Origin of the sequence: Gloeomargarita sp. SRBZ-1_bins_9, assembly GCA_039794565.1 — a bacterium.
GTDB lineage: Bacteria > Cyanobacteriota > Cyanobacteriia > Gloeomargaritales > Gloeomargaritaceae > Gloeomargarita.
The window spans coordinates 81913-95294 of sequence record JAUQVX010000005.1 but is presented as its reverse complement, the minus strand read 5'-3'; the positions used below and the strand labels follow the sequence as shown (position 1 = coordinate 95294).

Genomic DNA, 13382 nt, shown 5'->3' with positions numbered 1-13382 from the left:
ACGAGAGTAACACTGCCATGGTAAGGTGCCTAGGTCTTGTATCAAAAGTTACGTTATTTAGCGCAACTGAAACCGCACCGAGACGTTCAAACCCTGGCGTCCTTGGGAACTAGTGGTAAATTGCCAGCGCCACACCGCCTGGATGGCCACCTCGTCCAACTGGGGTGACCCGCTCGATTGGCGCAGGTTGACGGCTGTGACCCGCCCGTCCGGTCCCACATCAATCGTCAACGCCACCCGCCCTTCCATCCCCTGTTGCCGCAGGTGAGCCGGATAGGGGGGCTGGGGACAACGCACACAGGTCACGGGGGCTACAGCCACCGGCGTTCCTGGAGCGGTTGGAGTGCTGGATTCCTTGGGGGCAGGGGGCGCCACCGGTGCGAGAGCCTCTGCAGCCGACTCAAAACTCGGTGTAGGTGCGCTACCGCCGACAGTCGGACTTTCGGCATTAGGGGGTGCAGGACCCAAGGCCTCTGGCCCTTCACCGGGCATGGGCATCCCTGGACGGTGGGTTCGTGGAGGGAGCACCGGCGAAGGACGTGGTTCCCCAGTCGGTGGTGCAACAGCAGCAGTAGGTGCCGTCGTCACCGGCTGGGATGGAGGGCTGAACACCGGGGGGCGTGGGGAACCAAAAGTGGCGCGCACCTGCGGCGTGGGTGGCATCGGTTGCCGCGGAGGCGGAGTGACAGGTAGTGGTGGCTCGGGTTCGACCACCAATTGCACCGGCGCTAGGGGTTCTTCTTCTGGAGGGCGCCAAGGGTCCCACCAGCCCCGTACCAGGCTGAGCAGGACCAGACCATGCACCAGCACCGACCCCAGCAACCAAACACCCAATCGGGATTCCCTGGGCAACTCATTGGTGCGAATCAACAGCGTCATGGTCCATCCCCCAACTAGCCGATCCCAGTTAACGGCGAGTATGGTAGCCCCTAGCCGTTTCTGTTTAACCCTATTGCAGTTGACATTAACTAGCGATAAGAGTATTTTAACGGCTAAGGGTGGTGATGCGGATATGCAGCCCAGTCAATTTTTGGCGGCGGGGGGAGTTGTGGTTTATCCCCTGCTGGCCCTTTCGGTACTGGTCTTGGCCTGTGCCGGGGAGCGATGTTGGTTTTGGGGGCGGTTACACCGGTTGCAGGGGCGGGCCTTGGCAGAACTCTTGTCGGCCTATGACAAGGGACCGGACTGGATACGTCAGCAGGCAACGCGGTTTGTGCAGGTGCCTTGGGTGCGAGTCTGGGAACGGGCGTTGACCGCAGCAGTCAGCGGCAGTAAGTTGTTGCCCCCGGAGCGGTTTCGTGTTGCCCTGTTGAGTGCGGCCCAGCGGGAGTTGCCCCGGTTGCGGCGGTTTCAAACGGTGCTGGATACCACGGTGACGGTGGCGCCGTTGCTAGGACTGTTAGGGACGGTCACGGGATTGATCCGGGCATTTTCTTCCTTGTCTTTGGGAAACATTGGGGGCACGCGGGCGCTGGAAGTCACAGGTGGAGTCAGCGAAGCGTTGATTTCCACGGCCATGGGGCTGGTGATTGCCATCGGCACGCTGGCGGTGGCCAGTCTCTTTCGCAGTTTTTACCGGCGGCAGTTGGCGTTACTGCAGGAGGTGATGGGGCATTTGGAGCTGATCTACGCCGAATGGTACGAAACGCAGCCATGGGAGAATGGGCAGCATGTTTCCCCTCGATAGCGACCACGACACCCCCCCGGAGGTCAACCTGGTACCCATGATTGACGTGGTGTTTTCCGTGTTGGCCTTTTTTATCCTTGCGTCTATTTTTCTTACGCGGGCGGAAGGACTGGAGGTGCAACTGCCCCAGGCGGCCACCACGCGGGCGCAAAAGCTCCAGACGGTCACCTTAACCTTGACCCATGAGGGGGCGTTGTTTCTCCAGGGGCAACCGTTGACGTTGCAGGCGTTGTCATCCCGGCTCCGGACGCTGCAAAGGCCGGATGAGCGGCTGGTGGTTCTGTTGCGGGCGGATGCACGGGTTCCCCATGGGCAGGTGGTGGCGGTGTTAGACCAACTGCGGCAAATGCCGACAATCCAGGTAGCCATTGCCACGCGCCCAGGAGCCGCTGGTCGTTAAGGCCGGGGAAGTGATAGGGTAAGCGGAGAGGAGAACCCAGTTGACTGTCAATTGTCAATAAGCCGTTAACCAGGAGGGCACTTCCATGCAAACGATGACACCAGCAGTGGACTTTTTCCGGGCCGCCTACGAGCATCGCTACACCTGGGGGCCGGATTTTCCCGGTTACCGGGCGCAGGTGCAGTACCAGGGCAGCCTAGGCAGCGCGACTGGCGAAGTGACGGTTGACCGCAACTTGAAGTGCACCATAACCGGCATCACAGACGCAGGAATTCGCCAGTGGGTGGAGCACCAGATGTGGGAAATCATTACGCATCTGGGGCGGCGGCCCTTTGAAAAGGAACACGAAGGCCACCAGTTCAGCTATGGGGCGACCCAGCCGGACGGTTCCCAGGAAATCCTGGTACAGGTGGACCCCAACGTCACCAACCGTTACCACCTGAAGGACAATCACATCACCATGGTCTATCGCCACCTGGGTCCCCATGCCATCGAAATTCATGTGGATGAATTCACGGATACGCCGGAGGGGGCCATGGCCAAGACCTATTGGGCAACGGTGCCGGGGATGACCTTTCGCTTCTGGGATGAACACCAACAGGTGGGTCCCTACTGGACGGTCACCCGTCGCCGGGCCGTGGAAGAGCAAAACGGCACCCGGAAAGAACACGAGCTGACCTTCGACAACCTGCAACTGCTATAGGGGGGCCAGCGCCAGAATTTGGGGACCCACGGGGGTGTGCAGCACCTGGGCGACCAGACCAAACACGGCGGCCAAATGGTCAGGGCACAAAACCGCCTGGGGGTCTCCTACCGCATACAACCGCCCCTGGTGCATCAGTCCCACCCGGTCGCTGTAGCGTAAAGCCAGGTTCAAGTCGTGCAAAGCCACCACCACCGTTAAACCCTGTTCCTTTTGCAGCCACCGTAATTGGTTCAGCAGGGCCAGTTGGTAGTGCAGGTCTAAAAAGGTGGTGGGTTCATCCAGCAGGAGAATCTGGGGTGCCTGGGCCAAAGCCAGGGCCAGAAACACCCGTTGCCGTTGCCCCCCCGACAACTCGCTCACCCGCCGGTCCTGCCAAGGGAGAAGTTCCATTTGCTCCAGCGCCCATTGCACCTGCGCTTGTCCCGCTGTATCTAAATCCCACTGCCACCAGCGCTGGTAGGGCAAGCGCCCCAGACTCACCGTTTCCCGCACCGTCAACCCCGGCGGCACCAAGGGCGTTTGGGGCAACAGGGCAATATGACGGGCCAATTCCCGAGGGGTGTAGTTCAAAAGCGGGCGTCCCCCAAGCAACAGCGCCCCCTGACAAGGAACCAGCAACCGGCCCAGCAACCGTAACAGGGTGGACTTGCCCGAACCGTTGGGACCCACCAACGTCAACCATTCCCCCGGCTGGACGGCCAGGTCAATCCCCCGTACCACCGGTTGCCTAGGCTGATACCCCCCCGTAACCCCAACCGCCGCCAGGATGGGTGTGGTCATGGCTTAGGCTCCCCCTTCTCGCTGGTACAGCAGGCCGATAAAAAAGGGCGCCCCCATCAGGGCTGTAATGGCTCCGACGGGAAGTTCTACAGCCCCCAAGCGCCCCAACGTATCCGCCGTTGTCAGCACCAGCGCCCCCATCACCGCCGCCCAGGGAACCAGCCAGCGATAACTGTTTATCCCCAGCAGACGCACCAGGTGGGGCACCATCAGGCCCACAAACCCAATCAACCCACTCACGCTTACCACCGCTGCCGTCAACCAGGTCGCCGTCAGTCCAATCCCCACCCGCGCCCTGACCAGGGAAATCCCCAAACTCTGCGCCCGCTCTTCCCCCAAACCCAACCCATCCAGCGTCCGACCCCAGGGCAGCGCCGCCAGCAATCCCCCCAGCACCGGCCCCGCCATCACCTGCACCTCCTCCCAACCACGCCCGTTCAAACTCCCCACCAGCCAATTCAGGGCGATTTGCACCCGGTCATCAGCCCCCAGCAGCAACAGCGTCGTCAGAGACCCCAAAAAGGCGCTCACCGCCACCCCCGCCAAAATCAAGCGCGTGATGGCCAATTGCCCCCGCTGCCAGGCCAATCCATAGACCACTAGCGCCGCCAGGACACTGCCCAGCCAGGCCACCAGGGGAATCCACGCCAACGCCACCCCCCGCACCAAAGGAAGCACCGCCGCCAGGCCCGCCCCCGCCGCTATACCCAGCAAATAGGGGTCCGCCAAGGGGTTGCGCAACATCCCCTGCATCAGCGCCCCCGCCGTCCCCAGGGCCGCCCCCACCCCCATCCCCAACAGCACCCGGGGCAAACGCAACTCCCAGATAATCGTTTGATGGAGTTCTTCCCCCCGGCCCCACAACGCCCGGACCACCTGAGCCGCCGTCATGGGCACCGACCCCAGCCCTAGGGCAAAAACGGCCACCCCCGCCAGCAGCAGCGTTAACCCTAGCAGTCCCCCCAGCGGTCGCGCCTTACATTTCATCCCTAAAACTGCCAATTAACCCCCACCGAAATATTCGTGCCCGGTTGCGCCAGGCGGTCCACCCGAAACGCATCCGCCCGGGGGAAATTGCGCAAGTCAGCGTACTCAAAGTATTTGGTGTTGGTGAGATTGAAAATCCCCACATTGAGCGACACCAGGGGCGTAATGCGCCAGTAGCCCAACAGGTCCAAACGGGTATAGCCCCGGGGCACCAGAAAGACAGCCGGCTCCGGCACCCGGGGACGTCCCACCAACGTGCTCACCAGTTCTACCCCCCAGCGGTCCTCTTGGCCCCGGAACCGCAAACCCGCCACCGCCTTCAAGGGATCCACCGTTGCCAGGGGTCGGTCATTGGTCAGGTCATCCCCCACCGCATAGCCCAGGGACCCAAACACACTCAGGGCAAAGGGGTCTTCCAGGAACCGATACTCGCCGCTAAATTCCACCCCATAAATCCGCGCCCGGGCCGCATTCCGGGAACGAAACCGCAACACCGGCCCCCGAATCCCCGGCAGGGTGGTAAAACCCGCGAAGGCAAATTTTTCGATGAAATTGCGGTAGGTGTTGTAAAAGGCCGCCAAGGTAAACCGTCCCCGGTCCGACCGGCCGCGGAACCCCAATTCAAACCCATCGCTGGTTTCCGCCTTCAGGTCCGGGTTCGGCTCCACGTAGTAGGCCGGAAAAGTTACCGTATTGGCAAAGCCACTGTTGACCTCGTCGTAGGTGGGCGCCCGGAACCCCCGCGCGTATTGGGCAAACAAGTTAAACCCCGGTGCAAACTGCCACACCAAGCCCAAACGGGGGGAAAAACTGATGGCCTCAAAATTGGCTGTACGGATCCCCGCCGGAAGATTCCGCAGAAAATCCCGGTCCGGGCTGGCCGTCAAGCGATAAAAGTCAAACCGCAATCCCGGAATCAGACTCCAGCTTTCCCCTATTTGCATCTCATCCTGGACAAAAATCCCCAGCCGCAACGTGTCCGAGTCCGGGAAATCCTTCAGCGGGAAATTTTCCGGGATCCGCTGCCGCGTCACCGCCCCCGTTAGCCGGTCCACCTGGATTTTGTCGCGGGGACGTTCATTGCGCTGCAGGGAAAAATCCACCCCGTAGGTCAACAGGTGCTCTACCGCCCCCGTGCGCAATGGGCTAGAAAACTGCACACTGGCGCCCGCGATGCGTTCCAGGAAATTCCCCGTCGAACGCCGGATGAAGCGCCCCCGGTCTTCAAATGTCGCTTCGGGAACCTCAGTGTTTTGGTAGTAAAGCAACACCTTAGCCCCCTGCAGCCAGCCGGTCTCCGGGTTTTGGAAATCATATTCCAAACTCACCCGCTGGCGTTGGGTGCGCACCTGGGACGTCAATCGCCGCACCAGCCGTGACCGGGTTTCCTCGAGGATGTTGGCTGGTGAGAATCGCGTGGTCAGTGACCGGTCCAGGAAATCAGTGGTGAATTTCACAGTGTGGCCATCGCCTACGCGCAGCACCAGCTTACCGAAGTAGTTATTGCTTTCCCCAGATTGCCGGTCATGGAAGCGAGCATCCCCTAGACGATTCGGTTCGCGAAAATCCCGCCGGGTATAGAGGGCCACCCCCGACACCGGTCCAGAGCGAAACGCCACCCCCCCCCGCTGGTTACTGGCGGAATTGGCGCTCGTATAATTGGGAGAAATCTGAAAATACGTATCCCGCCCGGTAATCGCCAGCAAATCCTCCGGGTCAACGGTGGTAAAGGTCACCACACCCCCCAAGGCATCCGAACCATACAGCGCCGAACCCGGCCCCTTGAGAATTTCCACCTGCTTGAGGGTACTCAGGTCCACAAAATCACGCCCGATGCGAATGGGTCCCAGTTCAAACTCCCCTGGCAAGCGAATCCCATCCACCTGCAACAGCACCCGGTTACCCTCTAGACCCCGGATATTGAAGTTCAGCGTGCCATAGCGGGACGAAAAGGGCGCTGATACATTCGGCTGGTAACGCAATAAATCCTGGGGCGTCTGGACATTATCACGCTCAATCTCCTGCCGGTCAATAACCGTCACCGAGCTAGGGGATTGCTGCGCCTCCCGGGGCGTGCGCGTTCCCGTCACCGTGATTTCGATGTCCTCCGCCTGGGCCACCAGACAATGGCGGGAAAAGGCTGCCGTTCCCTCATGCCACAAAGGACAGGGCCGGGCCGCTAGTGCCACACCCCCCATCCCTCCCCACACCAGTAAACCACCCATCCAGACATAACGTTGACCGTTCATCCCACACCTCCACTGTTCGTTGGTAACAAAGACCTAGCGCCGTCCCTGGGCAATCGCCTGCAACTGCCGAGCCGCCTGCTGGATGGCCGCCACACTGCCGGGGTTTACCAGCCCGTAGTAGTCCATCACGTACACCTGCCCCTGGCGCACCGCCTGCAACCGCCGCCAAAACGATTGGGACTGCCAGCGCGGCCAAGGATTTTCCCCCGGCCCTCCCACCAGGATGAGCACCTCCGGGTCCAGGCGCAGCACCTGCTCCGGCGATAGGGTGATGTATCCCTGGAACGGCGACCGTCCCTGCAAGTCCGCCGCTAGATTACGCAAATGAAAACGCTCCAGCAGGGAACCTGCCCAACTATCGCGATTAGGTGTCAAAATGGGCCGGTCACTCACCAGCACCAGGACCCGGCGATGTCGAGCCGGTTTCGGGGCTGGTAAGGCGCGAAACAGCCGGAGCAAGGGATCGGGGCTGGTTCCCGTTAAGGCGGCCAACTGGCGGGTTACCGTTTCCAGGTCCTCCCAGCGCCGAACATCCACCAAGTGGGTGGCAATCCCTAGAGATTGCAAGCGTTGCGCGGTAGTTTCGTGAAACGCACTGGCGCCCACCACTGCATCCGGTTGCAGGGCCACAATCCGCTCCAGACTCGGCTGCAACCGTCCCTCACTCACCCGCGGCAAACGGGCCAACTCCGGCTGCTGGGCCAAAAGCGAACTCCCCGGCACCCCCACCAGCCGTTGCCGATCCAACCGGTGCACCATGTCGGCGGTTAAGGACGTCAGCGCCACAATCCGCCGATAGGGTTGTCCGACCACAGCCGTCGCACCAGCCAATACCAGCCCTAACGCCAGTACACCCCGGCGCACCCATCTTCCCATCTTCCTGAACCTCAATCGCTAAAACTTACCCCCAGTTTATTGCAAACAAAAGTCAAAAGCAACAAACATAGCGTCTAATTTGTTTGCTTTTGCATGATCCTGGTGAGCGGAGACCTTGCCCGGTTGGATCGGCGCGTGGCATCTCTAACTCCAGGCCTGATTCTTCCTGGGTCTGCCCGATGCAATGGCTCAGCTATTAAGCCCTCAAGGGCGGGTTGGCCAGTTAGCTATAGCAAGTTATGTGCCAAGTGATTGCCCGGATTATCCATGGCTTGGCGTCTAGGGCAAACGTATGCCGTCTATGAAGCCCAGGATGCGCCGGCTTCCCACGCCCCGCAGGTTGATCGTCCCTGTGTCCGGGAAAAATGACTGGCGTACTGACACCTCCGGTTCATAGGGGAATAGGTCACGCAGCGTTTGGGAATGGGTGCGCTACTACAGCTGCGGGGGAATCCGCCACTCGGCGGGGTGCACGGGTGACAACCGTAGTTCTGGGGTCTGCGTCCAAAGCGGGCGGGCCGGTCAATGGGGCTGTCAGACAATGGCGAGAGAACCCAGGAACCCCCTCTGGCCAGAGGAAACAGGGTGTCCGGGTGACGGCGGGCGCTAGACCACTTATCCACAGCTGCGAAACAGCCTATGGAAATTGCCATGAGTGCAGCAATATTTGTGGAACCTGCCTACCCAAAACGGGGTTAAGTCAGTCAAGCCACCGGAGCTTCGGCCCGAGGACTTGCGCCCAACTGTAACTACCTATCCCTACCCCCAGAGCGGGCAACGCGATTCGAACGCGCGACATTCACCTTGGCAAGGTGACGCTCTACCACTGAGCTATGCCCGCAGTCGCTTCATCTATTCTAGCGAGTTGGGTGTCCCTGTCAACGGGCATCGGGGAGGTCTGCTACCCGGGGCAGCGATGGGGTATAGGCCGGGCGCAACTGCCGCACCTGGCGCATCAAACTGGCCATCTCCAGGGCGTTCATGGCGTATTCCCAGCCTTTGTTGCTCTTGACGCCGGCGCGTTCGATGGCCTGTTGTAGGTTATCGGTGGTCAGCACCCCAAAAATGACCGGTACCCCGGTCTGGAAACTGGCGGCGGCGATGCCCTTAGCGACTTCGGCGGCGACGTACTCAAAGTGGGGGGTATCGCCACGAATGACCGCCCCCAAGCAGATGACCGCATCGTAGCGCTGGCTTTGGGCCAACTGGTGGGCCACCACCGGAATTTCAAAGCTGCCCGGCACCCAGAAATAATCCACCTGCGTCTCCAGGTTCACCCCGTGCCGTTGCAGGGCATCCCGACAACCCTCCAGCAGCTTGCCGGCAATTAGGTCGTTGAACCGCCCAATGACAATGGCCAGCCGGAGACGGTCAACTTCGGTAAAGGTCCCTTCAAAGACGGCCATCAGACGATAAAGACATCCATCAGACCAATGGCAAAGATCAGCAAAACCCAGACGCCGGCGCCCAGATAGACCAGTCGTTGGTAGCGCTGCCATTCCCCGGGGGTCGCTAGGACCACCGGCACCGCCACCACCATCACAAAGGTCAACAGCACCAGCAACAACACCAGTCCCTGAAACAAAATCGTCATTGCTGTTAACTCCCAACACAGCCCATCTATCAGGCTATCAAAAACTGGGTCGTCCGCAACTTCCTCCTCGCCGGATTGCCTCGGCAATACTACAATGCTCAATAATTGAAGCGGCTAAGGTAGGGACGATGACTGTCGCAACGGACTGCTGGCAAGGCATTGATTATTTGGGGGCTGCATGGCCGGATTGGTCCCATTATGGCCAACAACCGGCAGTCAACGCCACTACCGGCCGCATTGCCGACCCCCAGGACCCCCAGGCGGTTTACCAAACCCTGCTGGCCGCTGACGCGTTGCGCTACCTGGTGCTGCAAATGACCGCCAGTAAGGCCTCAGGACACCCGGGGGGCTTTGCCAGTTGCGCCGAAGCCATCGCCGCCCTGTTCATGTTGGGGTACAAAAATATCCCCACCGAAGTGGGCCATCACGCGCCGGGGTTTTATGCGGCTTTGTTTTTGGATGGGTCCCTGGAACAGATGGGGATTCGCACGGTGGCGGATTTGCGGGCGCGGTTCCGGGAAATGCATGGGTTGTTAGGGCACCTGTCAGGGGCGATTCCTGGGGTGATTGGGCCGGCGGGTCCCCTGGGTCAAGGGCAGCATTTTGCTATGGCGGGAGCCTATCTCTACCCAGATGTACTGTTCCCGGTGACGATTGGGGATGGGGGGCTAGGGGAACCCTACGTCATGAGTAGCTTTTTGCACTTCCACACGGCGTTTCCCCGGGTGACGAATTTTTTGCCCATCCTGGTCTGGAACGGCTACAGCCAGGAGCACCACAGCATGAATGCCACCGTAGATAACACCTGGATGACCCGTTATTGGCAGGCCCACGGGTTTGAGGCTGTCTTTCTAGTGGATGCGAAAGACTTTGACGACCAGGGGCAACCGGGGGATTACGTGGACAGCACCCGATTTAGCTTTGGCCAGCGGTTACGCTTTACCGAGGCGGTCCTCAGTGGTCTGGATCAGGCAGCGCAAAGTGCCCTGGGGGGGCAATTGACAGTATTTATCCTTAAGCAGTTGAAGGGGGCTGGGGTTCACGCCCGGGGGGCCAAAGCCCATAATCTCTACGCCCAGCACACCCTAGAGAACCCGGATATTGTCCAGGCCCTGCAACAGCGGGCGTTACCGGTGGAGGCTTGGGACCTGGTGCGGGAGAATTTCCGGCGGGCAGGGGGTGGTCCGGCAGCCCAGGTAGCGGTCACGGAATCGGTGCGACCCTTGCCCCCGTTGCCGGGGTTGGTCCATCAGGAATGGCCCATGGGGGAAAAGCAGGTGGCCACAACGGCGGTGGGCAAGCTGGTGGTGCAACTTGGGCAAAGCGACCCTAAGTTTTTGGTCACCAACGCCGATGGCAACGAAGCTTCCGGGATAGCCAATATCAATCAGGGCCTGAAGGTCATTCACCCGACGGTGGACCCCCTGTATAACCAGTCCCCCCAGGGGCAGGTGTACGAACCCCTGAGCGAGGATGCCTGCGCGGGTCTGGCGGCGGCGGTCTGTTTGCTGGGGGGACGGTCCCTGTGGTGTTCCTATGAATCCTTTGCCATCAATGGCCTACCCATCTGGCAGACGGTGACCCAGGCGATGGCAGAACTGCGGCGGCCTACCCCCTCGACGGTTGCCCTGTTTACGGCGGGAGCTTTGGAGCAGGGACGCAACGGTTGGACTCACCAGCGCCCAGAAATCGAGGCCTACTACATGGCTTTGATGCGCAACGGCAATGTGTACCCCCTGTTTCCCCCGGATGCCCATTGCGCCCAGGCGGCTTACCTGTGGGCCGTCACCACTTCCAACAAAGGCATCGCCATCTTTGCCAGTAAAACCCCCTTGCCCATTCGCACCACATGGACCCAGGCGCAACAGGCCGTGACCCAGGGGGCGATAGTCCTGCAGGAGACGCCGGGGAACCCCCTGGTGGTGCTGGCGGTGGTGGGGGATATGGTGTTGATACCGGTATTGGTGGCGGCAGCGCAGCTCAATGCCCAGGGCCTCGGCACGCGGGTGGTCAGTCTGGTGAACCTGCGGCGGTTGTATCGTCCCACGGATATTGCCTGGTCCACCTGCGCCGAACCCGATGGCGATTTCATGGACGAGTCCACGTTTCAGGGGCTATTTGGGGGCGATGCGCTGTTGGGGATTAGCGGGGGGCCGGTGTGCACCTTGGAACCGGTACTCCTGCGCGCCCGGGTGTCCCGGCGAGATGCCGTGGGGTGGCGTCGGGGCGAAACGGCCGCTTCCCCAGACCAACTGCTGGCCTACAATGACTTGAGCGCCGAGGCCATTGTCCAGCGCGTGCGGCAATTGCTGACCTGACTGCAAGTAAAACGCCTGTGGGTGCTGGCTGATAGGGGTATAGCGCTGTTGGTCACAAAATGTGCCTCAGTCCGCACGTAGCACTACCTTCATCTTGCGCTAAGCAGTCACCGCTGTTAGTACCACTATCACAACTGACACAACACTAACTCACAACATCCCTCAGACAATAACTAATGACGGCCATTACCACTTGAGTAGGTTAAATCGTTCCATATCCACCGTCTCCCGGTTGCGGTAAATGGCTAACACAATCGCCAAACCCACAGCGGCTTCCGCGGCGGCAACTGTAATCACAAAAATCGAAAAAACCTGACCTTTAATATCCGCCGGGTCGAGGTAATTGGCAAAGGCAATAAAATTCAAGTTCACCGCATTCAACATCAATTCCACCGACATTAAAACCCGCACCGCATTCCGGCTGGTCACTAGGCCGTAAATGCCAATGCAAAACAAGGCAGCCGCCAGCAGCAAAAAGTATTGCAGTTGTAAAACCATTGCCCCTAATTCCATCACTGACTGCTAGTCATGATAACGCACAGCTGGTGTTGCAGCCAGGGAAAACCCTATTCGTTAAGTGCGGATGGCGAGACTCGAACTCGCATGGCAAAGCCACACGCCCCTCAAACGTGCGCGTATACCAGTTCCGCCACATCCGCATTCAGACTTCTAGTCTAACACGCGGTCAACCATTGCATCAGGGCCTGACCGGCTTGGCGGGCTGTGCGACCAAAACTAAACACCCCATCTGCGTGGCCGGCCATGACGAAGCAGGGATGGGCAAAGGGGTCAATGTCCGGGGGATAGAGGCGGCGGATTGCCTGGGCCATCGCCTGGGTGCCGTAGGGAATATCAGGGGCAGTACAGGGAACTCCCGGCTCCTGTAACAACCGTCGCCATAGGTCGGGCGAATGAATGTGAAACACCACCTGGATGTCAGGATGCAGGTCGTATATCGCCCAGTGGGTCGGCGCTTCGCTGCTGGCGGCTAGGGGACCAACGACGGTGAGGGTGTGGGTGGCCGGGTCATAGGCCGTGACATGGACGTAATCTTGCGCCGTGAGCTGGGGGCGATGGGCTACCTGGGTCGCCGTAATCACCAAGCCCCCCTGGGGATGGCGCTGACTGACATTGCCGTAGCTCAGGCCGTCGGGATACTGACCTAACCACCCCTGCGCCCGCAGCCTTTGTCGCCACTGCTCTAACTCGGTCACCAGGTCCCAGGGGATGGGCGGTCCTGCCTGGTGGCGCACCCGATATTTGATGACCCCTTCAGGCTGTGGAGCACTTCCCATAGACCAGCCCCCAAGAAAACCATGGCCGCCGTCCCATGGGTCCAGTCGGGCCGGATATGGGCGCCGAGATGACGACCCAACCATTGCCCCACCCCAATCGGTAGCCAGCTAAACACCACCATAACACCGGCTAGAGTCCAGGGAGCAAAACCCGCTAAACCCGCCCCCAAACCCCCAACGGCAAGGCCTCTGCCGGGGAAATCGGCGCCGGGGGTCCAGGTGAACTGTCCAGGGTTTGACTCCGCAAAAGTTCTGCCGTGGTTAGGGCCGCTAATGCTAAAAACACGCCACCTGCCAACCGTTCACCCACCGGGACGCTCAACCACTGGCGCAAGTGTTCTCCACCGGTCACAGCTGCAGAGGGCAATCAGACCATTGGCCCAAACCCCAATGCGGCGCCGCTGGAGTCCATAGGTAGTCCCGACCACCCAGTTATCCAGGTTGGTGGCCACGCCTATCTCCGGGGACAGCAACAGAATCCTCCCATCGC

Annotated in this window: 14 protein-coding genes and 2 tRNA genes; 4 read left to right on the top strand and 12 right to left on the bottom strand. The window is 60.4% G+C overall.

The genetic code is table 11. The annotated features are described in order from the left end of the window. Positions 1–57: 57 nt before the first annotated feature. On the bottom strand, positions 58–879 hold the full coding sequence (locus Q6L55_06645; protein ID MEN9258386.1) for a TonB family protein: 822 nt from the start codon (positions 877–879) through the stop codon (positions 58–60). A 133-nt stretch (positions 880–1012) separates the two neighbouring features. On the opposite strand from Q6L55_06645, the gene Q6L55_06640 reads away from it, so the two are divergent. The 3 genes from Q6L55_06640 to Q6L55_06630 all read left to right on the top strand — a co-directional run bounded on the left by Q6L55_06640 (position 1013) and on the right by Q6L55_06630 (position 2790). Next, complete coding sequence (locus tag Q6L55_06640; GenBank protein MEN9258385.1) at positions 1013–1687, top strand: MotA/TolQ/ExbB proton channel family protein; 675 nt, start codon at positions 1013–1015, stop codon at positions 1685–1687. After that, positions 1662–2087, top strand: coding sequence for a biopolymer transporter ExbD (locus Q6L55_06635; protein MEN9258384.1), 426 nt, complete (start codon positions 1662–1664; stop codon positions 2085–2087). The genes Q6L55_06640 and Q6L55_06635 overlap by 26 nt, the downstream gene beginning before the upstream one ends. Positions 2088–2172: 85 nt before the next feature. Next, the gene (locus Q6L55_06630) at positions 2173–2790 is read left to right on the top strand and encodes a DUF3386 family protein (GenBank protein MEN9258383.1); all 618 of its coding nucleotides are present in this window, start codon (positions 2173–2175) and stop codon (positions 2788–2790) included. On the opposite strand, the gene Q6L55_06625 is transcribed toward Q6L55_06630, so the two are convergent. The 7 genes from Q6L55_06625 to psbZ all read right to left on the bottom strand — a co-directional run bounded on the left by Q6L55_06625 (position 2785) and on the right by psbZ (position 9279). After that, positions 2785–3573, bottom strand: a complete 789-nt coding sequence (locus tag Q6L55_06625) for an ABC transporter ATP-binding protein (protein ID MEN9258382.1) — start codon at positions 3571–3573, stop codon at positions 2785–2787. The genes Q6L55_06630 and Q6L55_06625 overlap by 6 nt on opposite strands. Before the next feature lie 3 nt (positions 3574–3576). Continuing rightward, positions 3577–4560 (bottom strand): iron ABC transporter permease, encoded by a 984-nt coding sequence (locus Q6L55_06620; GenBank protein MEN9258381.1) that lies wholly within the window; start codon positions 4558–4560, stop codon positions 3577–3579. A gap of 2 nt (positions 4561–4562) precedes the next feature. Continuing rightward, a complete protein-coding gene (locus Q6L55_06615) occupies positions 4563–6809 on the bottom strand; it encodes a TonB-dependent hemoglobin/transferrin/lactoferrin family receptor (protein ID MEN9258380.1) in 2247 nt (748 codons plus the stop codon). A 33-nt stretch (positions 6810–6842) separates the two neighbouring features. After that, positions 6843–7685 (bottom strand): ABC transporter substrate-binding protein, encoded by an 843-nt coding sequence (locus tag Q6L55_06610; GenBank protein MEN9258379.1) that lies wholly within the window; start codon positions 7683–7685, stop codon positions 6843–6845. Positions 7686–8454: 769 nt separating this feature from the next. After that, positions 8455–8526, bottom strand: a tRNA-Gly gene (locus Q6L55_06605). A gap of 37 nt (positions 8527–8563) precedes the next feature. Continuing rightward, positions 8564–9091, bottom strand: a complete 528-nt coding sequence (gene ribH, locus Q6L55_06600; GenBank protein MEN9258378.1) for a 6,7-dimethyl-8-ribityllumazine synthase — start codon at positions 9089–9091, stop codon at positions 8564–8566. Beyond that, positions 9091–9279 (bottom strand): photosystem II reaction center protein PsbZ, encoded by a 189-nt coding sequence (gene psbZ / locus Q6L55_06595; protein ID MEN9258377.1) that lies wholly within the window; start codon positions 9277–9279, stop codon positions 9091–9093. The genes ribH and psbZ overlap by 1 nt, the downstream gene beginning before the upstream one ends. A gap of 128 nt (positions 9280–9407) precedes the next feature. Here psbZ and Q6L55_06590 point away from each other — a divergent pair, with 128 nt between their 5' ends. Further along, complete coding sequence (locus tag Q6L55_06590) at positions 9408–11597, top strand: hypothetical protein (GenBank protein MEN9258376.1); 2190 nt, start codon at positions 9408–9410, stop codon at positions 11595–11597. A gap of 186 nt (positions 11598–11783) precedes the next feature. Here the strand turns inward: Q6L55_06590 and nuoK are convergent, their stop codons facing one another. From nuoK to Q6L55_06570, 4 genes are all read right to left on the bottom strand, one after another. Next, positions 11784–12095, bottom strand: coding sequence for an NADH-quinone oxidoreductase subunit NuoK (nuoK, locus tag Q6L55_06585; protein MEN9258375.1), 312 nt, complete (start codon positions 12093–12095; stop codon positions 11784–11786). Positions 12096–12175: 80 nt separating this feature from the next. Beyond that, a tRNA-Leu gene (locus Q6L55_06580) sits at positions 12176–12256 on the bottom strand. A 15-nt stretch (positions 12257–12271) separates the two neighbouring features. Continuing rightward, positions 12272–12892, bottom strand: a complete 621-nt coding sequence (locus Q6L55_06575) for a class II aldolase/adducin family protein (protein MEN9258374.1) — start codon at positions 12890–12892, stop codon at positions 12272–12274. 154 nt (positions 12893–13046) lie between these two features. Next, positions 13047–13259: a hypothetical protein gene (locus tag Q6L55_06570; protein ID MEN9258373.1), complete on the bottom strand. Its 213-nt coding sequence runs from the start codon at positions 13257–13259 to the stop codon at positions 13047–13049. Positions 13260–13382: the final 123 nt, after the last annotated feature.